Raw genomic sequence first — 21,950 nt, 5'->3', positions numbered from 1 at the left:
CCTCCCATTCAAAATGAAGATTGATTTATGGTGAAAAATAGCTCACAATCCACGATTGTAGTGCCGCCACAGCGATCCGGGACCAGGCTTAACGATGTTTTGTAAAACACAAACGGTACCCCGTCATGATCCATATGCTGCGCAGCCTCTACCTCCAGACGCAGCAACCTGGCATCATAATCCAGCCTGACCAATGTATTCGCTCCCTTCCACTCCACGAAGCCCGTGCCCGTGTAAGGCTGAATACGGCTGATCAAGTTCTCTTGCACATCCCACGGCTGTATGCTCCCGTCCGAAGACGCTACAAACTCAAAATGATCTGTGACGGTAAGCCTCGCCCTCTCGTTTCCCTCCAATACATTCCAGACAAATGAGCGAGTGAACAGCGCCAATTCTTCTACGGGATACGCGGATGTCAAATCCAGCTTCAGCCTCGCCCCCGCCAGTGCCGCCCCTTGCTCTTCCAAGGCAATATCCAGCACAACCGCCTGTGCCTCCGCACCTGATTGCTGCATGGTCCCGTTAATGACAGGCACAGAATGACCACCGGAAGAAATGTTGATGATCGACTCTCGCCCCGGTGAAAAATAGGCTTTCGTATATAAGCCGGCTCCCAGATCACACAGCAGATTTTCGCCGCCGCCATGAAGGATAAAATGTCCCAGATCGTTATGATTGTGCGGTTCATCGTTATGTCCACCCTTAGATGAAAAGGCAAATATAGCGGCCTGTTCAACTGTCGGAGTTCCAGATATGCTGTGGCTGTGACTGCGGCACATCAACCACCCGAGTTGTGGCAAATAATCGACTACAGCCTCACTGTTCCCAAAGGCCAAAGGATCCGTCCAGACCAAATTGCGCAATACATGCGCCCAACGACGGCAAGGATCCTCCAGCAGACCCGGTACGCGGAATGGCAGTGTGGACGGTCGTCCTTGCAAAGCATTTACACGAGAGATGAGTCCGGAAGGAAGACGTTCGGTTTCGCTACTGTCCGAATAATTGGCGAAAACGCCGTCCGATAGATGAACCCGCTCCGCAAAGGCCGCTATTTGCCTAATCTTTTCCGAGCTGAGGATATCCACAGCACCTTCGGTAAGCTCACCCAGCATATCGGCAAAATAGATAAAATAGCCGAAGCCGTACACCCAGTAGCCAACACCCTCGGGACAGCCGCCGTCCTCCTTGTACCCTGCAAGAAAGCAATCCAGCGCACCTAGCATTTTCTCAATAGCCGCAGCTTGGCGCGGGTCATCTTCTGATAGCAGCAACACGGCGATTCCACAGCCGGAAGCGCATACAGCCGCCCAGTTGTGATCCGCTGTTTCCCATTGAAAGTGACGCGGCTCCCAAAATACAGGTTCTACAACACGCCGTTCTACCTCACCACGCACCTGAGCGACCACATGGCTATCCAGTTGCTCGCCGAGCAACAGTATGATTTCAGCCAGCGTTTGCGCGGTTTCGGAAGCGAATAAATCCACCTGCTGCCAAGGCGGCGTGACCGTATCCTCTTCCCTGACATGTGCAGGAAGTGCCCATGTATACTCCCCACAGATGTCCAACAGACCGCGTTCCACCTCTTTGATCCGCCAAGGCTCTGGCTCGGCAACGGCTGCCAGCACGAGGGCAACCAGTCGTCCACGCCGTTCAAAGTACACATCCTCATACGGCTTGCGCTCCCCTGTATTCGCAAATTGCCTGAACAGAGTCAACGGAAGCGTCGGCCATGATGTTTGCCGGTTATTCTCACAGACACGCTCAATATCCTTCCAAAGCCTGGTATATATCGGCTCAGAGACAGTCGCCCGCAGCCTTTTTGTCCACTCACGCCTTAAGCGTCGCCTTGCTGCATCCTGCACGCCGCCAGTCAGCACTGTGACGAGCTGCGAAGCAGGCCAAGCCTCCTTCAGAAGACTCATTTGCATTTCCTCCCCATGAGACACATTCATTTCGGCTTCTATTTTGTTAACGCTTTCATTGTATCTAACAATCACCCTAAATTCAAAGGGGTAGAAAAACAATACCGCAAAACACAAAAGAACCTCCAACCCACGTTGCTGTGGTCATGGAAGTTCTTGTTCTACTCTTTTGCCAGACTGAGTCCAGATTGGACTGGATTTATCGTTTCTAGACCTTTGGCTTTTCCGGTTTCCAGTTTTTAATCCCGTCATCCTCCAGAATACCAAGCGCGGCGTCTGAGATATTAGGATCACGTAACAAAGCATCCTCGACTCTGAATTTGATATCGTCCGCATCTGCCAGTGTCATTCCCGGTGTAAGCTCGATCAGCCCTTCTACGTGATAATAGCGTCCCTCCTGCAAAATACGCATTTGGTAAATATCCGTCACATGCGTATCTGCAAGAATAATGGAAGCCACGTGTTCTTCGATATCAGGGGGAGCAGATACCCCAATCAAGCCCACCATATTGTCGTAGCCGACCCGAAACGCAACGCCTACCATAAGACAGCCGATGAGAATACTCGATATTCCGTCAAGCAGTTTAAAATCTGTCAGCGATGTGACCACAACAGCCAGTAGGGCAAGCACACCACCCGTTGTTGCTACCAGATCCTCATAAAATACCAGACGAGTTGGCGGTGCAGCACGTCCCACATTGCGAAACGCAGAGGTGAAAATGCCGAACCCTTTCGCCTCAACTCTGGATTCATGCAGCACTTCCTTCATCGCTTTGCTCCATACAAAACCGTCAACCACCAGAGACAAAATCAGGACCACCACATTAATCCAAAATCCATGCGTGGATTCAGCCGGATGCTGCAACAAATGGATGCCTTCCAACGCGGTTTCATAGGCCATGATCGTTACAACAATAACAGCGACCATACAAAACAGGTTAATCACCCGTCCAAAACCGGTAGGAAAGCGCTTTGTCGGCTTTTTCTCTGCCAGCACGCTGCCCGCGAATACAAACACCTGGTTCACCGCATCTGCAATCGAATGCATCATCGTGGCAAACATGGAGCCGCTGCCTGTCAGGGCAAAAGCAATCCCCTTAATTAGCGCAATGCCGGTATTACCCAGCGCCGCCGAGCCCGAGGATTTGTTCCCCTTTTTCACCAGACTCCAAAATGAATCCTTTTTCTGCTGCTCAACCATCCTGTAGCTTTCCTCCTGAGGTATACATAATCCGATATCGCCACATTATGTAATCTTTTGTTATGTATTATTTTTAACCCGTCCATATTTTACCTAACCATACGGGGAGAAATCAATACAAACAGTAATATAAATGCCATAAAAAAGAATGCTCCACGTCATCCCATGACGCGAAGCATTCTATGCTTGCCCTTCTCCGATACATTGGATCAGGTTAAGAGCACGGATACCTTATTACCAACTGGCTTTCGTAACGCCTGGAATTTGGCCTTTATGAGCCAGTTCGCGGAACGCGATACGGGACAGCTTGAATTTGCGCAGGTAACCTCTCGGTCTGCCTGTCAGCTCGCAACGGCTTTTCAGGCGAGTCGGGGAAGAATCACGCGGAAGCTTCTGTAATGCTTCGTAGTCCCCTTTTGTTTTCAGTTCACGTCTCAGGTCTGCATATTTAGTTACAATTTCCTGACGTTTCTTCTCTTTTACTACTTTCGACTTCTTAGCCATGTAAAGCTCCTCCTTGTGATATATGCCAATCATGAAGGCTCTCCACCCCTGCCACTGGATGGACGAACACGGAAATGGACATGATTTTCATTTAAATAGTAATTGTTACGATTACTATTTAATATAACGCTGTTTCGGGTGAGTTGTCAACCCAATCTGATGTCCTATGAACATAATGGATTAAACTAACCGAATGAAAAAAAACAGCATTAGTCTGAAATTTGAACATAAAAGTTTCAGACTGCCGCCGCTATTGAGGTATCATCGTGTTATCATTGCTCTTTCGTAAATGAAAGAAATTAAATTTTAGAATAACGTTCTGATAGTTTCTTTTTATGAGAGTGAAATACTTCTTCTAAAGGAATATCATATTTATTCGCTATTACAATTAGGTTACCTAATACATCTCCTAATTCTTCAATAAGTTCCTGTTTGTTTTCTTCAAATGAGCCCTTTGATTCGTCAGGTCTATCTCTACCGATTTCCAAAGCTCTTATCGCTCGTGCCACCTCGCCCGTTTCTTCTGCTAAAAAGCCGATACGAATAAAAATATCTAACTCTGACCAGCCCCTGCTTTCATAGTAATCTTTTACCCACTCTTGGAACTCAGCAATATTCATTTTCATCAGCCTCCATTTTCATTTCTCAAGTTTATCAAATAATGAAAGTCAGATATAATATGATGGTGAAAATTTTACGAGGAGGCGTTACAAAGTGAAGAAAATAGCCGTTTTTTGTGGGTCAAGTAATGGAGCAGCCGATGTTTATAGAGAAGGTGCCAAATCCCTTGGTAGAGAATTGGTCAGACGCAATATCACGCTTGTTTATGGCGGGGCAAGTGTTGGCATCATGGGAGCTGTTGCGGATTCGGTTTTAGAAGCGGGTGGACATGTAATCGGCATCATACCAAGTTTTTTGGAAAACAGAGAAATCTCCCATAAGAACTTGTCAGAACTTATCATTGTAAACTCCATGCATGAGAGAAAAGCTAAAATGACTGAGTTGGCAGATGGCTTTATTGCCTTGCCAGGCGGGCCAGGAACGTTGGAAGAATTTTTTGAAATGTTCACATGGGCTCAACTAGGACTCCATAATAAACCTTGCGGACTCTTAAACATTAACTCTTTTTATGATCCTCTCGTTTCATTATTTAATCATATGTCAGCGGAGCAATTTCTGCATGAAAAATACCGTACAATGGCACTTGTGGATACAGACCCTAAGGGCTTACTTGACCAATTTAGTACATATGAACCGCCTACCCAGAAAACTTACATTATTGAAGAAAAACAAACCCGGTAACTTGTCGTATCCCGTCTAATATCAATATATTCATAACATCCAAAGAAGCCGCTGAAACAGCAGAACCGATCTAATATAGTGAACGGTCTGCCGTTTCAGCGGCTTTAAAAACTTGTGTCCCAGCTCTATTCATTCAGCCAAATGGCAAGCCACCCAATGATCTGGTCGAGCCTCACGATAGAGAGGCACTTCCTTGGAGCAGCGGTCAATCGCAAAGGGACAACGGGTATGGAACTTGCAGCCGGAAGGTGGATTAACCGGACTTGGGATATCCCCTTTGAGCAAAATCCGCTCTCTTTTTAGCTTCGGCACCGGGATCGGTACAGCCGACAGCAGCGCCTTCGTATACGGATGAAGCGGATTCCCGAACAGCTCGTCACGCGAAGCCGTTTCGACCATGGAGCCTAGATACATCACTCCTATGCGAGAACACAGATGCTCCACCACGCTCAAATCATGCGAGATGAACAAATACGTCAGCCCCCGCTCGGCCTGCAACTTGGAGAACAGGTTAATAATCTGCGCCTGAATGGACACGTCCAGCGCCGATACTGGCTCATCTGCGATGATCAGATCCGGCTGGAGCGCCAGCGCGCGGGCAATGCCGATCCGTTGGCGCTGCCCTCCCGAAAATTCATGCGGAAAACGGTCAATATGATACTCCGACAATCCGCATAGCTTGAGCACGTCCAGCACAATCTGCCGGACCTCCTCCTTCGTCGCTATACCGTGATCCAGCAACGCCTCCCCGATGGCATCTCCGATGCGCACGCGTGGGTTCAGCGAGCTGTACGGGTCCTGAAAGATCAGTTGGATTTTAGGACGAAGCTCCTGCATCCCTTTTGCGGATAGGCTGTGCAGATCGACGCCTTTGTATTTAATGGTGCCATCCGTCTTGTCTGTCAATCTGACAATCGTGCGGCCCACAGTGCTTTTGCCGCTGCCCGATTCGCCCACCAGACCGAAGGTTTCCCCCTGACGGATCGTAAAGCTGATATCATCCACCGCCCGCACATGCCCTGTGGTACGGTTCAAAAACCCGGACTTGACCGGAAAATACGTTTTTAAGCGGTCGATTTCCAGCAATGGCTCAGCCATGAACAACCGCCTCCTCATATAACCAGCAGGATGCCTTCTGCTGTGCTGAAACTTCTTTTAATACAGGCTCCTTCACGCGGCATATGTCCATGCAATGCCCGCAGCGGTCATGAAAATAGCAGGATGTGGTGAGCTCCATCGGATTAGGCACTTGCCCAGGAATGGAATACAGCTCCTTTTGCCGCTGGTTCAGCACGGGCTTGGATTTTAGCAATCCTTGCGTATAGGGATGCTTGGGATGATCAAATAGCTGTACCACTTCGCCTTCCTCAACAATCTTGCCTGCATACATCACAATCACGTAATCCGCCATTTCTGCAACAACGCCCAGATCATGGGTGATCAGCATCAGCGACATATTGGATTGGGCCTTGAATTCACGCAGCATGTCGAGGATTTGCGCCTGTATCGTCACGTCCAGCGCCGTAGTCGGCTCATCCGCAATGAGCAGCTTGGGTCCGCAGGACACGGCAATGGCAATCATAATGCGCTGTAGCATTCCGCCGCTCAGTTCATGCGGATAGCTTTTCATAATCTGCTCGGGTCGGGCAATGCCTACCTGTTCGATTAGCTCCAGCGCCCGCTTGTGCGCGTCCTTGCGCCCCATTTTCAAATGCTCGATCAGCGGTTCGGATAACTGTTCCCCAATGGTCATGACCGGATTCAGCGAGGACATCGGCTCCTGAAAAATCATAGATATCTCATGACCGCGAATCGTGCGCATCTCATTTCTGCTAAGCCCCAGCAGATCGGTATCCTCAAAGCGAATACTTCCGCCTGCCACTTTACCGCCGGGACTCTGGATCAAGCCCATGATTGACATCGCGGTAATGCTTTTGCCACAGCCTGATTCGCCGACAATGCATACCGTCTCGCCCGGCTTCACACGGAAGCTGACATTATCCACCGCCTTGACCGTGCCTTCTTCGGTATAAAAATGAGTGCTTAAATGCTCAATCGAAAGTAAATTGTTCATGGTGTATGATCACCTACCTCTTATGTTTCGGGTCAAGTACGTCCCGCAGTCCGTCACCAAAAATATTAATGGCGATGACCGTAGCAAAAATAGAAAGGCCGGGCGGTATCCACATCCAAGGACGCTGTTGAAAATCCAGCACATTGTTGGCCGCATCAATCATGTTGCCCCAAGTCGGTGTTGTAGGAAGCACACCAAGGCCGAAGAAACTAAGTACAGATTCACTCAGGATAGCTCCACCAATGTTCAAAGTGGCGATAACAATCAGTAATGGCATAATATTAGGAAATAGATGCTTGAACAGCTTGCGTCGGTTCGACAGTCCCAGCACTGTTGCAGCCTGCATAAATTCACGCTCCCGCAAACTAAGCATCTGACCTCTCACCATCCGCGCGATCCCCGGCCAATTGACCAGACTGAGCATCAGCATAACGATATACATACGTTGATCTGGCGGAACCTTCCAGTCAGACAACAGTGCGCCCATAATGAACAGCAGCGGCAAACTCGGAATGGTCAGCAGCAAATCAGCGATCCGCATAATGATCTGATCTGCAATTCCACGAAAATACGCCGATATGACGCCCAGCGTAGCTCCCAAAAAGACAGACAATACCATAGAAGCCAGTCCCACGGTGAGGGAAATTTGGCCTGCCTGCATCACGCGGGTCAGCACATCCCTTCCCAGCTTATCCGTTCCCAGCCAGTGATGAAGGTTCGGTGCCTTGTTCATGATTAATATATTCGTTTTGTTATCGGCATAGGGAGAAAATAACGGGCCGATAAAACAGAGCAAAAACATAAAAACAACGACGAGCAGCCCGGCCATAGCCAGCTTGTTTCTGAACAACTGCCGCAGCGCTTGCCGCCACATTGAAGATTTTGCAGCTATTCGCAGTCTACCGCTGCTTTTGCTCAAATTACTGCTAACGGATGACATTCCATAGCCCCCTCCTTACACCTTTACACGCGGGTCCGCGATACGATACAGAATATCGGACAGTAGTGTCCCCATGACGCTCAAAATAGCAATCAGCATCGTGAAGCCCATGAGCAGCGGGTAATCCCGAAGCGAAAAGGATAACATGTACAGCTGACCAATTCCCGGCCAGTTGAAAATCTTTTCAATAATAAGAGATCCGCCAAACAACGCGGGCAATTCGAAGCCAATCAGCGTAATTGCAGGCAGCAACGCATTTCTCAACGCGTGTGTAAAAAGTACCTTTCTTTCCTTTAAGCCCTTCGCACGAGCCGTGCGGATATAGTCCTGCTGGATCACGTCGATCATATTGCTGCGGAAATAACGGGTCAGCGAACCCAGTCCCAGCAGTGTCATGACGGTCACCGGCAGGGTCATATGCTGAACGACCTCCTTCACATACTCCATGCCTGTAGCGTTACTGCCCGTATTGAGCATGCCGCCCGGCGGCAGCCATTTGAGATCGACCGCTGCAACCTTGATCAGATACAGCCCGATAAAAAAGGATGGAACAGACATGGCGGCAAAAATCACCACCATAACGAGGGTATCGAACCATGAATACTGCTTATAAGCAGCAACCACACCAATAATGACAGCAATAACCCACGTCAGGAAGGTCGATACAATCGCTAGTAAAAACGAGTTCCAGATATATTCATTAAACAAGGTCAGCACTGGCTTTTGCTGGGCAAGTGAATAACCAAAATTGCCATGCAGCGCATTCCACAGCCAGCTTCCGTAGCGTTCCAGAATGGGCTTGTTCAGTCCGTATATTTCCCTCAGCTCCGCCTTCCTCTCTGGCGACAGCTTGAGATCGCCGCTGATGAAATCCCCCGGTGTCATGGCGTACAGAAAAAAAATCATCATCGAAGCGGCCAATAAAATAATGATCATATACGTCAGTCTTTTCGTTAAAAACGAGCTCATGACAGACTCCTTTCATTTCACCCCATTTGGGAGGCCCCTTGATCGGAACTGACGATTCTTCACAAGGGGCCCGCAAGCATGGCTTTATTTAAGGGACCATTCAAACAGATTGCCGGACAAGCCAATGAACGGACTGACCTTTACATGTTCCATGCGGCCATTGTAGGCATACACTGTTTTCTTATAGTTCGTGAAAATGACGGGCAGCTCATCGTTAAGCAGTAAGTACAGTTCTTTATATATTTTTTTGCGTTCCTCAATATTCGTCGTGGATAAGCCTTTTTCATACAGCTCTTTTACCTTCGGATTGTTATACCCCTTGATTTCCCCATCGACGAATTGCTCTATCCCGTCAGACGGGTCGGTCAGCATTGGGGTGGAGAAGGATGCCATATCGTAATCTTTACCATCTACCTTGGCGACCATTGCATTAAAGTCTGCGAAAATTTCCGGTTGGAAATCAACGCCAATCTCCTTGTAATTTTCAGACGCGATTGCAATAAACGTATCTGTTTCCGGGCGTTTGGAGGTCAGCATGTGAATGGTCAGCTTCTGGCCGTTTTTCTCACGGATACCGTCACTGCCTGCTACCCAGCCTGCTTCATCCAGCAGTTTTTTCGCTTTTTCCGGGTCATAATTGTACGGATTTACCCCGTCTGTCGTGTAGGACCAAAAAATAGGAGAAGACGGAATGTTAGCCACCGCTCCTGCACCCTGCGCTGCATCTACATAAATGGTTTTGCGATCCAGACCATAAGTCAACGCCTGACGAATCTTCTTATCCTTCAGCTTTTCATTCTCCAGATTTAATTGAATATATCCGTAAGTGCTTGGGGTATAGGGCAAAATGTTCAAAAAGCCAAGCCCTTTCAATTTATCAATGTTTTCCTGAGTCGCGGTGAATTGGGCAAAGTCGGTATCGCCTGTCTCAATAAACTGCCAAGCATCGCCTTCCGCGGTTTTGTAGATAAAATGCTGTGTTTTCGGTTTGCCTTTGAAGAAGTTATCATTGGCTTCCAGACGAACCTCTTGCCCCGGAATGAATTTCTCCAGCTTGTAAGCGCCGTTACCCAAAGGACTACCATGCAGGTTTTTAAAGTAATCCAGTTGTCCGAACTTGTAATCCTTGCCGTAGTAGGCTTTGGACAAGACATCGGAGCCTAGAGTTGTCAGCGCCAACGCGTTTGGCTTTTCCAGCGTTACCGAGATCGTTTGCGGATCAATGACCTTGATCCCGTCAATTTGTTTCGATTTGCCCTCGGTATAGGCCTTGCCGCCTTTAATATTCAATTTGCGGATGGGGCTGTCTCCGGCATAGGCTTTGTCATAAATCAGCGTCCATGTAAAACCGACATCCTCTGCCGTCAGAGGGGAACCGTCGCTGAATTTCGTATCGGGAACCAAATGAAACGTGTACGTCAGATTATCCTTGGAGATATCCCAGCTCTTAGCCAGATTCGGTAGTGGAAGCCCTTTCTCATCTACCGTGACCAGCGGAGTCCACAACTGCGAAATCACGTTGCCATCATAGCCACTTTGGTTGAAATAAGGAGTGAACACCCCAGCCGGGTCGGTCAGACCGACAATAATTGTATCGCTTCTCTTTTTGGACACATCCGGCAGCTTGGTCAAATCGGATGCCTGTACCAGACTTGTCAAAGGCTGTACAGTAGCAGCCGTCTGTGCAGCATCATTACTCTGCGGAGTGGCGCTGTTAGCGCTGTCCGATCCACCGCTGGAGCAAGCCGCTAGTAAGGCTGAACTTGCTAGTAGTAGACTGCTTAGTAGAATGATTCCTTTTTTCAAAATAATCCCCCCGCGTTAATTAGTTAAATTCCGATCAAACAAGTTGTAATTAATAAGATAAATCCCATTATAGGAATCTAATGCAGTTCTGTAAAGGGAGAACTCGACTTTTTTTTATATTTAGACAAAAAAACGCCGGATCATCTGGATTCCATCTCCAGGTGACCGACGTCTATTCGTTTAAAGTATTAAAGTCTATGGGTACGCCGCAGCTTATTTCCGTTCCATATAGCCGAGGATACTGCTATGTATTTCATTCACCGCTGAAAGCCTTGAACTATAGCCGAGCAACGTTTCGCTATCAAAGTGGGCATGGATGAAGCCGGAGGCACGCAGCTTGAAAATATGGTCGTGCGTAATGCCCTTCGATAGCTTGAGGTGACGGACAATTTCAATAAAGGTGCGCGGTGCATCGCTTTGGTGTAAATATTTTAAAATCTTAAGCCTGCTTTTCTCCCCCAAGCTTCGAATCATCCGGTATTCCTGTGGAGATAAAAAATCGTCCTCCTGAAAATAAATGCCCGCCGAATAATGACACAGCAGGAGCGATCCAAAACGGTAAATGATATTAAGCGGCTGAAAATGGTAATGCGGTACCAGCAGTATCCGCGTCAGTCCATCGGAAGGCTCAAACTGGAAGCCATTGGTTATACGATCCACCCATTCCAAAGTGCTATAGGTATCCTTCTCCTTATTTCTCTGCTCGGCTTCCTGTCCCAGCCCAATCAGAATGTTAGCGTCAGTATAGCGAAAGTATTCCTCATACCAACCAGATAGCAGCCGTAAAGCAAGACTGCGAAGCTTCTCCATATCCTCAGATAACGGGATACCATAGGCTAATGCCTGCTCATGCAGTTCCAGTGCTGTCCGGCTCTCCAAACGATCTATAACCTCGTCACTGCCCCCTTCATCGGAAAGCATACAGACGAGTCCGTATATGACCTTCCAGTCTGCATTGATTTCCATGGAATCCAGCAGCTCGGACAGTCCTGGCGACAGCTTGCCACGTACCTGCTCGGCCCACCCGGATGACAAATCCGTCTTCTTGTATGCCTTGCGGCAAATAAAAGTATGCAAACTGCTAAGCAGCTCAAACATCGGTCCAAATCCCACATGTACATCGTAAGGGGCTTTCACGTCGTAGGTCATCACTTTCCGTCCTCTTTTCATTCATGTCTGACGTTCATTATACATATTATTGTACATCCGTTCATTCCCTGTGATCCTTGCATACAAATATGAACGAAACAAGCGACATAATCAAGATGCAAAAAAAGCCTGATATGATCAGACTCCAGTTGTTCCAGCTATGAATTAGAAAAGGCTGTCTCCTGCAATATCGCAAGAGACAGCCTTTAGAATGACTTATTGCTTAGCCGCAACTTTCCACTCCAGGATTCCGGTAGATGCGGAACCCTTGGATACCATTTCAATTCTTAATTTCGTTGTTTTTACAGGCGTAAAAGTGGTCGTATTATACTGATCTGCCGCAGTTCCCAATCCTTTGGCCTGCTTGATATTAGACCAGCCTTGACCGTTCCAGTACTTAATCTTGTAAGACTTGGGAATATCAATGCCAGCGCCATCCTTGAACCAATATATATCCGTTTGAGATATCGTATGTTCTTGATCAAAATCATATTGAACCCATTGTGTTCCCGTTTCAGGCCAGTTGCCATACACTGCATGACCTCTATCGTTGGAATTGGCAGGTTCAAAGCCATCGTTTAGCGCACTCACATTTTCCCAGGATGAAGTATAAGAGCTGCTAGCTGTTGCCGCAGGCGCAATGTTCACGATTTCATTAGGATCTGTTTCAATTGGGCCACCGTCGTCTTTAGTCGTGGTTGGAAAACGAGCCGTATCTTTTTTGATCTGACTCCAGGTATAACGCAGCATCCAAATATCCCAGTCGGTGATATGATTGGAATTCCCGGCCCACATAATAGTGTTCGTTGGGAAGCCACCCGGTGGACGCTCGTGTTCTTCATAGAAATCGTTTAATCCAAAGCCATGCCCAATCTCATGTTCTGTAATCTCAATCTCATCAGCGTTCACTGTCCTCAGAACGTATTCATCATTCATACGCTGTCCCCAGTCACCGCCGGCTCCCCCACCGAAATTTTCTGTAGCCCAAAGATACATATCAAAGCGTTTATCCAATCCACCTGGATACGAATAGTTGGGGTCTGAGAAATGCTCAAATCTGGATATTTCATTAGGTGCAACGGGAAGCGCAGCAGGAATTCCCGGTTGTTCAGAAGCTAATCCATCTGCAATAGTATCCGTATAAACAACCTCGTCAGGCTGCTTGTCCAGCAGCAGTGACGGATTAGCAACAGCCCAGCCTACCACTTTAACTTTAATATCCTTATAGGGCCATCCATCATATCCCTGGAGATGCTCCGTCCAATGGTTCATCTGACGATCTAGCATTCTAGCTATATCTTGACGCTGTTTAAGCGTAACTGGCTTAGAAGATTGCCAACGCACTACATAATTTAGAGTTCCTTTTCCCGCAAAAATTTGATCAAAAATCAAATTTTTACGGTTAGTCGAGCCTTCGGTCAGCATTCTATTCTTCCAAACCCACTCCACCGATGATTTGAGATAAGCTGGCATGTCCGCCAATGTCGAATTACTTGTTGCCGCAGCCACGGCACTCCCATTCATATGCGCATCCGCTGATACAAAACTAGCATTTCCCATCAGTAATGAACTAGCAATCACCACAGAAAAAGAAGCCGCCATCATTCTTTTTTTCTTCACCATTCATTTCCCCTCCATAATCATTTCAAAATATTATTTATTGTTTAGCCGCTACTTTCCACTCTAAAATTCCCGTGGATGCAGAACCTTTGGATACCATTTCAATTCTTAATTTCGTTGTTTTTACAGGCGTAAAAGTGGTGGTATTATATTGATCTACCGCTGTACCCAATCCTTTGGCCTGCTTGACATTAGACCAGCCTTGACCGTTCCAATACTTAATCTTGTAAGACTTGGGAACATCGATGCCGGAGCCATCCTTGAACCAATAGATATCCGTTTGAGATACCGTATGTTCTTGATCAAAATCGTATTGAACCCATTGCGTTCCCGTTTCAGGCCAGTTGCCATACACGGCATGACTTCGGTCATCGGAGCTGGTTGGATCAAAGCCGTCATTGAGTGCGCTCACATTTTCCCAAGGTGAAGTATAAGAAGTGCTGGCCGTTGCAGCAGGGCCAATGTTCACGATATCATCGGGTGATGTTTCGATAGGACCCTCGTCACCTTTAGTCGTGTTTGGGAAACGAGACGTATCTTTTTTGAGCTGACTCCAGGTATACCGCAGCATCCAAATATCCCAGTCGGTGATATGATCGGAATCACCAGCCCACATAATGGTGTTCGTTGGGAAGCCACCCGGTGGACGCTCGTGTTCTTCATAAAAATCAGTTAAGCCAAAGCCATGTCCAATTTCATGTTCCGTGATTTCGATCTCATCCGAGTTCAAAGTGCTAAAAAGATAATCATCATTCACACGTTGGCCCCAATCCTGACCGGTTCCTCCTACAAAATTTTCGGTTACCCACAAATACATATCAAAACGTTTATCATATCCACCAGGATAAGAATAGTTCGGGTCCCAATAGTGCTCATATCTGGACAAGGCTGCAGGTGCAACCGGGAGTACAGCAGGAATTTCCGGTTTTTCGGAAGCTAACTCGTCTGTAGTCGTATCTGTATAAACGACCTCGTCAGGCTGCTTATCCAGCAGCAGTGAGGGATCGGCAACAGCCCAGCCTACGACTTTTACTTTAATATCCTTGTAGGGCCAGCCGTCATATCCCTGGAGATGCTCCGTCCAATGGTTCATCTGACGGCCTAGCATACTAGAAATATCCTGGCGTTGTTGTAGTGTAACCGGCTTAGAAGATTGCCAGCGTACGACGTAATTCAGTGTACCCTTTCCCGCATGGATTTGATCAAAAATCGTGTTGTTACGAGCAGTTGAGCCTTCGGTCAACATTCTATTCTTCCAAACCCACTCCACCGATGATTTGAGATAAGCAGGCATATCAGCCAGTGTCGAATCACCTGTTGCCGCAACTATAGAACTCCCATTCACATGAGAATCTGCTGATACAAAACTAGCATTTCCCATCAGCAATGAACTGGCGATCACCGCTGAAAAGGAAGCCATCATCATACCTTTTCTATTCAACATACATATACCTCCATAACTTTTTATATGATTACGGTAGTTTTCCTGAAACGATTAATTCAATCACCTCTTTTCGTGTTTATGTATTGATCTATAAGAACAACGATAATCTACCAATCCTCCTTGTCGTTTTTTGTAAATAATCACAAACTATATTATCACTGGATAATTGCATCGTCAATATTTTCCTTAATGATTTAAATTAGGTATTTTGATCGTATATTGGAACGATATCACCCCTTCATGTGCAAAAAACTGGTATTTTATGAAATAAAAAAACCGCTTCTTCACTAAAATCAATTCCATCACAGAATTTGATTTTGGAAGAAACGGTCCTATTCATCAGCTTTTTTGCACTATTCTACGTATCTTTTATCGGGTAGGAAAACGAGAGGTATCCTTCTTGACCTGGCTCCAGGTATAACGCAACATCCAGGTATCCCACTCTGTTATCTTGGAAGAATTTCCTGCCCACATAATTGTGGGTGTCGGGAACCCGCCGGGTGGACGGTCATTTTCTTCATAGAAATCAGGCAGGCCGAATCCATGACCCATTTCATGCTCTGTAATATGGACTTCATCAGAGTTCAGGGTGCTCAGGATATAATCATCAGACATGCGTTGTCCCCAGTCACCGCCGGCCCCACCGCCGAAATTAGCTGTTCCCCATAGATACATATCAAACCGCTTGTCCAATCCGCCGGGATAAGCATAGTTGGGATCATTAAAATGTTCAAATCTGGATAGTGCGTCAGGCGCAACTGGGAGTTTAGCAGGAATACTCGGGTTCGTTTTGCTTAAATCATCTGTGATTGTGTCAGTGTAAACGATTTCATTTGATTGTTTGTTAAGAATCTGAGACGGATTTGCAACGGCCCAGCCTACTATTTTTACTGTAATATTGTCATAAGGCCAGCCATCATACCCTTTCAACTGCTTATTCCAATTATTGACTTGGCGACTCAGCATGGAAGCCATATCTTTGCGTTGTTGAAGCGTGAGATTTTTGGGAGATTGCCAGCGCACTACATAATTCAGCGTTCCTTTTCCCGCATATATTTGATCAAAAATCAAATTTTTACGGTTGGTTGAGCCTTCTTTGACGATTCTGTTCTTCCAAACCCATTCTACCGACGGCTTAAATTTTGCAGGTATATCTGCAGCAGCCAAGTTAACACTTGTGGACTCTATTTCAGAAGTGCTTTCCAAATTAGAGGCTGCTGCACCAACATTAGCCCCGCCAACCAGTAAAGAAGCAGCTACTACCAATGAAAAAGAAGCCATCATCATTCCTTTTTTCTTCGGCATTTCTTTAACCTCCATACCTTTGTATTTGATTGTTGACTTCATAAAATGGCAATCGAAATCTCTTATCTCTCTCCTTTCTTTTGATTTGAAAAAAAATACAATTTTATATTATCATTAGGATGATATACCGTCAATATTTTCCTTTATAATTTAGAAAAAGGTAATTCTTTTGATCGTTTGACAAATTAAAAACCCCTTCTCTACATAAGAAGGGGTCTAGCATTGAAAGAGTAGACTCACACCTCTACTCTATGGATACTAATGCCGATTCTGCCAGTGAAGCCAGCAGCTTCGCCGTTCCCGGCAACGCGCGTTCGTCCAGATCGAAGGCTGGATGATGCCATTCCTGACTCCCCGAAGTGCCGACAAAGACGAACACACCGGGGATGCTCTTCTGGTAAAGCCCGAAATCCTCGCTCGCCGAGGAAGGCACGGGACGAACGACCTCCAGTCCGGCCGCTTGGGCCGCTTGCTCCGCGAGGAGGGCCAGCTTGCCGTCATTCAGCACGGGGGGCGGGCCCTCGATCCAGCGAATGTTCGCTTTTGTGCCAAAAGCATCGGCGACGCCCTTTACGACCTGCTCGAAGCGTTCAGCCACCTGTGCGCGCACGTTCTCATCGAACGTCCGGATCGTGCCGTCCAGATGGGCACGGTCTGGAATGATGTTCCAGGCGTTGCCGCTGTGCAGCTTCGTCACGCTAATCACCGCGCTGTCCAGCGGGTTGACGCTCCGGCTCACGATGGATTGCAGCGCCGTGATGATGTGCGACGACACGACGATGGGGTCAATCCCTGCTTGCGGCACAGCCGCATGCGTGCTCAGGCCCTCTACCTCGATGTAAAAGCCGTCTGCCGCCGCCATCAGCGGGCCTTCCTTAATGCCGACCGTGCCTACAGGCAGGTCCGGCTTGTTATGCAGGCCGAATATGGCCTGCACGCCTGCCAGCACACCGCTGTCCAGTACTTGGGCTGCGCCCTTCGCCTTTTCCTCCGCTGGCTGAAACACAAGGCGAACCGTGCCTTTCAGCTCCCGCTCCCGCTCTTTTAACAATACGGCAGCTCCGAAGAGGGATGCCGTATGAAAATCATGCCCACAGGCATGCATCTTGCCCGGATGCAGTGAAGCATAGGGCAAGCCCGTCTCCTCCTGAATCGGCAACGCATCAATGTCCGCGCGAAGCGCCACAATCGGCCCCTCCTGCTGCCCGCTGATTTCCGCCACCAGTCCGGTACGCAGCGGCACATCCAGAATGGTTATGTTCTGTTCTTCCAGCAGACGACGGATATAGGCGGTAGTTTCAACCTCCTCGTTAGACAGCTCGGGATTCTGGTGAAGATGGCGACGAATGTCTACCAACTTCTGCTCCAAAACCTGCTCCTTCGTCCCGGTTGATCCACTCATCCCTATTCCTCCTTCGTAAATCCAAAATGGTTACAACTTTCTCAAGCCAACAACACCTAGGACTGTACAGGCAGACCAGCAAAAGCTTCATGCAGCAGCTCAAATGAGCGGACGCGCTTTCCGATATCCCGTATTCCTGTTGTTACGATCAGCTCATCAGCCTGATATTTAGCTTGAATTTCCGTCAAAGTAGCATAGATTTCCTCTTTATTTCCCTTGTTAATTTGCGCTTGTGTAACTTCAATCGTATATTCTTCACCCGATTGCTTACCGAACTCCTCTGCACTTTCCAGCGTGCCCACCGTAGCCGTTTTGCCACTGGCCAGATGAATTTTGTACAACTTGTGCTCACCTGCCAACTCCGCAGCTTCCTCGGAAGTATCCGCTACGATGACCGCCAGCGCAAAAAATGCCTTCGGCTCACGTCCATGACTATAGTCAAAGGACTCCCGATACGTGCGGAATGCATCCAGTGCAACCTGTTCGTTACTGTTGATAAATTGCGAGAAGACGTAGGGCAACCCCGAACGTGCAGCAATTCCAGCACTGTCTGTACTTGTACCCAAAACATAAATATCCGCTGGTATTTCCGGAATCGGATTAGCCTGTAGCCCTGCTAGCGGTCCCTCTTCGGGCGGAATATTATGAATATAACGGCTCACTTCATCAATCTTTTCTTCGAGAGAAGGCGTATCATGCACGTTGCATTGTAACGCCTGTGTGGATTTCGGTAGACCACCCGGCGCACGTCCAATGCCCAAATCTACGCGACCTGGTGCAAGAGACGCCAGCACATTGAAATTTTCCGCCACTTTATACGAACTATAATGCTGAAGCATCACTCCGCCAGAGCCGATTTTAATGCGCTCGGTGCGTGCCAGCAAATGAGAAATGAGTACCTCCGGCGAAGAGCCTGCAACCTGCTCGGAATCGTGATGCTCCGATACCCAAAAGCGTGAAAATCCCAATTCCTCTACACGCTGTGCCAGCTTAATCGTGTTACGCAGAGCCTGTGCCGCCGTTTCCCCCTCGTGTATAGGGCTTTGATCCAATACTCCGATTTTAATACTCATGTCTCCCTCTCCCGTCTAAATTGAATAGTTATATTCCGGTGTAATCCGTTTCAGGAATTGCTTCGTGCGTTCCTCTTTGGGATGATTGAAAATGTCGTCCGGGCTGCCTTCTTCGATAATGTGGCCGCCATCCATAAATACCACGTGGTTGGAGACATCCCGTGCAAAGCCCATCTCATGCGTGACGACAATCATCGTAATACCTTCCTTCGCAATCTTGCGAATAACCGACAGCACTTCACCTACCAGCTCAGGGTCTAGCGCGGATGTCGGCTCATCGAACAAAATCACTTCCGGGTTCAGCGCCAAAGCGCGCGCAATGCCGACACGCTGCTGCTGTCCACCGGATAGCTGGCTCGGATAATGGTCCAGCTTTTCGCCCAATCCGACCTTTTCGAGCACTTCAATACTGATCTTCTTCGCTTCCTCATGCTTCACCTTACGGACGACGACAAGCCCTTCCATCACGTTTTCCAGCGCCGTTTTATGCTTGAACAGGTTGTATTGCTGGAAGACCATAGCCGTTTTTTGGCGCAGGGCCAAAACATCCTTCTTCGCAGGTCGCTTGCAGTTTACCGTAAAATCGCCAATGCTGACCTCCCCGTCATTCGGTTTTTCCAGATAATTGATGCAGCGCAGCAACGTTGTTTTACCCGAGCCGCTCGGTCCGAGAATGACGACAACCTCTCCCTTATTCACGGTCAAATCAATGCCTTTGAGCACCTCATGCTTGCCGAACGATTTCGTGATATTTTGCAGACGGATCATGATGCTCTCCCTCCATTAAACACATTGATTTTTTTCTCCACCAAGTCGGAAATTCGTTCAATCAGCACCGTCAAACCCCAGAAAATCAGTGCTGCCGCGATATAAACCTCCAGGTACTTCCAGTTTGTAGATGCTAAAATTTCAGCCTGAGCCTGGATTTCAGTGACCGAAACCGTAAAGGCCAAGGTAGAGCCATGCAGCATTCCAATGACGGAATTCGTCAGGTTCGGCAGACTGACCACGAACGCTTGCGGAAACACGATACTTCTTAACACTTGCCACGTCGTCATGCCAACCGCATAAGCCGCCTCGATTTGCCCCCGGTTCACCGATTGAATCCCGGAACGGACCACCTCGGACATATACGCGCCACTTGTAATCGAGAACGAAATGAGTGCAAAAACCATATAGGGAACATCTTTAGAGTGAAACGACCAGCCAAAATGCTTGGCTCCCGCATCAATGAACAAAGGTAAACTGAAATAAATAAGCAGCAAATGCATCAGCATCGGCGTACCACGGATGAAGGTGACGTAGCCATGGGAAATCTGGGACAACACAGGCACCTTATAAATTCGGGCCAGAGCCGTTATAATGCCGATGACCAGTCCCACCAGTACGGAAACCACCGTAATGATTAAAGTGTTGGGCAACGCCGAGAACAATCCCAGAAAGGCCGTATATATAAATCCAAAATCCAGACTCATATGCTCTTGCCTCCTTTACTCAAACGGGGGTTCAGATAATGAACCACAAAACTTTTTCGTTTCTTAGGCTCGCTTTGGACTGTGTCCCGATGCTCATGCTTGAGAAGCGTATTTTCCAGTACCTTGAACAGTCTTTGCAAAATCAGACTGACGACCAGGTAAATAAGAGATAACGCGATATAGGTTTCAACAAAATGCTGGGTAGCCGCGCCCAGTGTCTGCGATTTCCCCGTCATCTCCATAGCTCCGATGGTAAACGCCAGCGAAGTATCCTTCAAATTGCCGATCATCAGATTGGAGAATACCGGGACCACAACTGCCAGCGCTTGCGGCAATATGATACGTGTAAAAGTCTGATAGCCTGACATGCCGACCGACTGTGCTGCCTCGATTTGTCCCCGATCTACCGCCTCTACTCCCGATCGGATAATCTCGGAAATAAAGGCCCCGCTGTTTAGTGCATAGGTCGCTACGGCAAACCACAACACATCCCATCTGGAGGAATTGATATCTACCAGCTTCAACAGCTCGGGCAGGCCGTAATACACCAGAAAGAGCTGGATCAGAATAGGCGTTCCACGAAAAAATGAAACATACACCTGAGAGACACGTTTGAGAAAAGGAATATTATACATACGAGGCAGCGCAACCAACAGGCCGATGATTAACCCTAACAAAAGCGAGCTTGCCACAATAAACAATGTGATGTGTAAATAAGACAGCATTTTCGGAATAAAGCTAAAAACATAATCGATATTAAACTCTCTGCTCATATGCCTGCCTCCTTTCCTATATATCAGCGGTCAGAATACACGGGGTACCCTGACCGCTGAAATATTCAAGCTTATCGCTATTTCTTGCTGGTTGTGCCTTCTTTTTTCACATCATCCAGAGACTTCGTGAAATCTTCTCCAAGCCATTTGATGCTCAGCTTCGACAATGTACCGTCGTCCTTCACTTCCTGAATAGCTTTATCCAGATCATCTGCCAATCCTTGCTCATTTTTGTTCAGTACATACAATACATCCGATTGAGTCAAAGGATCACCGACGGTTTTCAGGGCTACTTCTCCTTTTTCATCGGTGTTAAAGCGGTTCGCAAAGTCTGTCGTAATGGTAGCATCTATACGGCCGCTCGTAATCTGTTGCACCGTATCATTGGCTGCACCGCTTGTATAAACAATGTTCAGAGCATCCCCGTGTGTTTTGTTGTATTCCTTCAATACATATGCCGCATTACTGGTCGGACTGGTGAGTATCTTTTTGCCTTTCAGATCATCAATCGATTGAATGGTATTGTTATCCTTCGCTACAGCGACTCTGTTCAGGAAAATACTGTACGGATTTTTGTTGAACAGATATTTCTCTTCACGCTCCGGGTTTTTTTCCATTTGATGCGATACCAGATCAATTTTACCGGCATCCAGACTCAGCAGCAGATTGCCGAAGTCCATCGTTTTGAATTCAAATTCGTATTGAGGCAGGCGCTTGTCCAGCTCCTTAATCAGCTCAACGTCAAAGCCTGTTAAATTTCCATTTTCGTCAATAAAGCATACATTTTTAAATTGAGTGCCTGTACCTACAATAATTTTTTTCACGTCTCCGTTCGAACCGGACGCGCCAGACGCGTTAGACGCATTATCAGAAGAGCCGCAGCCTGCCAACACCAGAATAATCGCCATAACGGATAACATTGCAAACCACTTTTTCATATGAATCCCCCTCGTCTCTTTGTATATCAGCAGTTTGCGACATACATGGTAGC

Annotated in this window: 20 protein-coding genes; 1 reads left to right on the top strand and 19 read right to left on the bottom strand. The window is 47.5% G+C overall.

The window, feature by feature from the left end:
* Positions 1-8: 8 nt before the first annotated feature.
* The 4 genes from ACWXW9_RS18250 to ACWXW9_RS18235 form a co-directional block, all read right to left on the bottom strand.
* The gene (locus ACWXW9_RS18250; RefSeq protein WP_494930542.1) at positions 9-1,922 is read right to left on the bottom strand and encodes a heparinase II/III family protein; all 1,914 of its coding nucleotides are present in this window, start codon (positions 1,920-1,922) and stop codon (positions 9-11) included.
* 208 nt (positions 1,923-2,130) lie between these two features.
* On the bottom strand, positions 2,131-3,123 hold the full coding sequence (locus tag ACWXW9_RS18245; protein ID WP_431089153.1) for a cation diffusion facilitator family transporter: 993 nt from the start codon (positions 3,121-3,123) through the stop codon (positions 2,131-2,133).
* Positions 3,124-3,357: 234 nt separating this feature from the next.
* Positions 3,358-3,627, bottom strand: coding sequence for a 30S ribosomal protein S14 (gene rpsN, locus ACWXW9_RS18240; RefSeq protein WP_494930541.1), 270 nt, complete (start codon positions 3,625-3,627; stop codon positions 3,358-3,360).
* Positions 3,628-3,926: 299 nt separating this feature from the next.
* Positions 3,927-4,247 (bottom strand): MazG nucleotide pyrophosphohydrolase domain-containing protein, encoded by a 321-nt coding sequence (locus ACWXW9_RS18235; protein WP_025685550.1) that lies wholly within the window; start codon positions 4,245-4,247, stop codon positions 3,927-3,929.
* Between the two features lie 94 nt (positions 4,248-4,341).
* On the opposite strand from ACWXW9_RS18235, the gene ACWXW9_RS18230 reads away from it, so the two are divergent.
* Positions 4,342-4,929, top strand: a complete 588-nt coding sequence (locus tag ACWXW9_RS18230; protein WP_430039207.1) for an LOG family protein — start codon at positions 4,342-4,344, stop codon at positions 4,927-4,929.
* 129 nt (positions 4,930-5,058) lie between these two features.
* Here the strand turns inward: ACWXW9_RS18230 and ACWXW9_RS18225 are convergent, their stop codons facing one another.
* The 15 genes from ACWXW9_RS18225 to ACWXW9_RS18155 all read right to left on the bottom strand — a co-directional run bounded on the left by ACWXW9_RS18225 (position 5,059) and on the right by ACWXW9_RS18155 (position 21,897).
* Complete coding sequence (locus ACWXW9_RS18225) at positions 5,059-6,027, bottom strand: ABC transporter ATP-binding protein (RefSeq protein WP_494930540.1); 969 nt, start codon at positions 6,025-6,027, stop codon at positions 5,059-5,061.
* The gene (locus ACWXW9_RS18220) at positions 6,020-7,003 is read right to left on the bottom strand and encodes an ABC transporter ATP-binding protein (RefSeq protein WP_494930539.1); all 984 of its coding nucleotides are present in this window, start codon (positions 7,001-7,003) and stop codon (positions 6,020-6,022) included. Before ACWXW9_RS18220 ends, ACWXW9_RS18225 begins: the two co-directional genes overlap by 8 nt.
* Positions 7,004-7,016: 13 nt before the next feature.
* The gene (gene opp4C / locus ACWXW9_RS18215; protein WP_494930538.1) at positions 7,017-7,943 is read right to left on the bottom strand and encodes an oligopeptide ABC transporter permease; all 927 of its coding nucleotides are present in this window, start codon (positions 7,941-7,943) and stop codon (positions 7,017-7,019) included.
* A gap of 15 nt (positions 7,944-7,958) precedes the next feature.
* Entirely contained in the window at positions 7,959-8,912 is a 954-nt protein-coding gene (locus tag ACWXW9_RS18210; protein ID WP_494930537.1) for an ABC transporter permease, read from the bottom strand.
* Positions 8,913-8,996: 84 nt separating this feature from the next.
* Positions 8,997-10,718, bottom strand: coding sequence for an ABC transporter substrate-binding protein (locus tag ACWXW9_RS18205; protein WP_494930536.1), 1,722 nt, complete (start codon positions 10,716-10,718; stop codon positions 8,997-8,999).
* 213 nt (positions 10,719-10,931) lie between these two features.
* Positions 10,932-11,867 (bottom strand): ArsR family transcriptional regulator, encoded by a 936-nt coding sequence (locus tag ACWXW9_RS18200; RefSeq protein ID WP_494930612.1) that lies wholly within the window; start codon positions 11,865-11,867, stop codon positions 10,932-10,934.
* A 216-nt stretch (positions 11,868-12,083) separates the two neighbouring features.
* Positions 12,084-13,490, bottom strand: coding sequence for a discoidin domain-containing protein (locus ACWXW9_RS18195; RefSeq protein WP_494930535.1), 1,407 nt, complete (start codon positions 13,488-13,490; stop codon positions 12,084-12,086).
* Between the two features lie 34 nt (positions 13,491-13,524).
* Entirely contained in the window at positions 13,525-14,931 is a 1,407-nt protein-coding gene (locus ACWXW9_RS18190; RefSeq protein WP_494930534.1) for a discoidin domain-containing protein, read from the bottom strand.
* Between the two features lie 369 nt (positions 14,932-15,300).
* Positions 15,301-16,236 carry a dockerin gene (locus tag ACWXW9_RS18185; protein WP_494930611.1) on the bottom strand — a complete coding sequence of 312 codons (936 nt, stop codon included), beginning with the start codon at positions 16,234-16,236 and terminating at the stop codon, positions 15,301-15,303.
* A gap of 244 nt (positions 16,237-16,480) precedes the next feature.
* Positions 16,481-17,638, bottom strand: coding sequence for an amidohydrolase (locus ACWXW9_RS18180; RefSeq protein ID WP_494930533.1), 1,158 nt, complete (start codon positions 17,636-17,638; stop codon positions 16,481-16,483).
* Positions 17,639-17,694: 56 nt separating this feature from the next.
* The gene (locus ACWXW9_RS18175) at positions 17,695-18,711 is read right to left on the bottom strand and encodes an LLM class flavin-dependent oxidoreductase (RefSeq protein WP_494930532.1); all 1,017 of its coding nucleotides are present in this window, start codon (positions 18,709-18,711) and stop codon (positions 17,695-17,697) included.
* A gap of 15 nt (positions 18,712-18,726) precedes the next feature.
* The gene (locus ACWXW9_RS18170; protein ID WP_134909884.1) at positions 18,727-19,479 is read right to left on the bottom strand and encodes an amino acid ABC transporter ATP-binding protein; all 753 of its coding nucleotides are present in this window, start codon (positions 19,477-19,479) and stop codon (positions 18,727-18,729) included.
* A complete protein-coding gene (locus ACWXW9_RS18165; RefSeq protein WP_494930531.1) occupies positions 19,476-20,186 on the bottom strand; it encodes an amino acid ABC transporter permease in 711 nt (236 codons plus the stop codon). Before ACWXW9_RS18165 ends, ACWXW9_RS18170 begins: the two co-directional genes overlap by 4 nt.
* Positions 20,183-20,959, bottom strand: a complete 777-nt coding sequence (locus tag ACWXW9_RS18160; RefSeq protein WP_494930530.1) for an amino acid ABC transporter permease — start codon at positions 20,957-20,959, stop codon at positions 20,183-20,185. Before ACWXW9_RS18160 ends, ACWXW9_RS18165 begins: the two co-directional genes overlap by 4 nt.
* A 77-nt stretch (positions 20,960-21,036) precedes the next feature.
* Positions 21,037-21,897 (bottom strand): transporter substrate-binding domain-containing protein, encoded by an 861-nt coding sequence (locus ACWXW9_RS18155; RefSeq protein ID WP_494930529.1) that lies wholly within the window; start codon positions 21,895-21,897, stop codon positions 21,037-21,039.
* Positions 21,898-21,950 lie beyond the last annotated feature (53 nt).

This window comes from Paenibacillus sp. LT-B23 (assembly GCF_059417685.1).
The sequence above is the reverse complement of the archived record's forward strand: the minus strand, read 5'-3'. Positions and strand labels throughout refer to the sequence as shown.

Coding starts and splice junctions, on each gene's coding strand:
- rpsN (WP_494930541.1), bottom strand. CDS start 3,627: ATGGCTAAGAAGTCGAAAGTAGTAAAAGAGAAGAAACGTCAGGAAATT.
- ACWXW9_RS18180 (WP_494930533.1), bottom strand. CDS start 17,638: ATGAGTGGATCAACCGGGACGAAGGAGCAGGTTTTGGAGCAGAAGTTG.
- ACWXW9_RS18200 (WP_494930612.1), bottom strand. CDS start 11,867: ATGACCTACGACGTGAAAGCCCCTTACGATGTACATGTGGGATTTGGA.
- ACWXW9_RS18170 (WP_134909884.1), bottom strand. CDS start 19,479: ATGATCCGTCTGCAAAATATCACGAAATCGTTCGGCAAGCATGAGGTG.
- ACWXW9_RS18210 (WP_494930537.1), bottom strand. CDS start 8,912: ATGAGCTCGTTTTTAACGAAAAGACTGACGTATATGATCATTATTTTA.
- ACWXW9_RS18235 (WP_025685550.1), bottom strand. CDS start 4,247: ATGAATATTGCTGAGTTCCAAGAGTGGGTAAAAGATTACTATGAAAGC.
- opp4C (WP_494930538.1), bottom strand. CDS start 7,943: ATGTCATCCGTTAGCAGTAATTTGAGCAAAAGCAGCGGTAGACTGCGA.
- ACWXW9_RS18250 (WP_494930542.1), bottom strand. CDS start 1,922: ATGAGTCTTCTGAAGGAGGCTTGGCCTGCTTCGCAGCTCGTCACAGTG.
- ACWXW9_RS18220 (WP_494930539.1), bottom strand. CDS start 7,003: ATGAACAATTTACTTTCGATTGAGCATTTAAGCACTCATTTTTATACC.
- ACWXW9_RS18190 (WP_494930534.1), bottom strand. CDS start 14,931: ATGTTGAATAGAAAAGGTATGATGATGGCTTCCTTTTCAGCGGTGATC.
- ACWXW9_RS18195 (WP_494930535.1), bottom strand. CDS start 13,490: ATGGTGAAGAAAAAAAGAATGATGGCGGCTTCTTTTTCTGTGGTGATT.
- ACWXW9_RS18245 (WP_431089153.1), bottom strand. CDS start 3,123: ATGGTTGAGCAGCAGAAAAAGGATTCATTTTGGAGTCTGGTGAAAAAG.
- ACWXW9_RS18175 (WP_494930532.1), bottom strand. CDS start 18,711: ATGAGTATTAAAATCGGAGTATTGGATCAAAGCCCTATACACGAGGGG.
- ACWXW9_RS18155 (WP_494930529.1), bottom strand. CDS start 21,897: ATGAAAAAGTGGTTTGCAATGTTATCCGTTATGGCGATTATTCTGGTG.
- ACWXW9_RS18165 (WP_494930531.1), bottom strand. CDS start 20,186: ATGAGTCTGGATTTTGGATTTATATATACGGCCTTTCTGGGATTGTTC.
- ACWXW9_RS18185 (WP_494930611.1), bottom strand. CDS start 16,236: ATGCCGAAGAAAAAAGGAATGATGATGGCTTCTTTTTCATTGGTAGTA.
- ACWXW9_RS18160 (WP_494930530.1), bottom strand. CDS start 20,959: ATGAGCAGAGAGTTTAATATCGATTATGTTTTTAGCTTTATTCCGAAA.
- ACWXW9_RS18225 (WP_494930540.1), bottom strand. CDS start 6,027: ATGGCTGAGCCATTGCTGGAAATCGACCGCTTAAAAACGTATTTTCCG.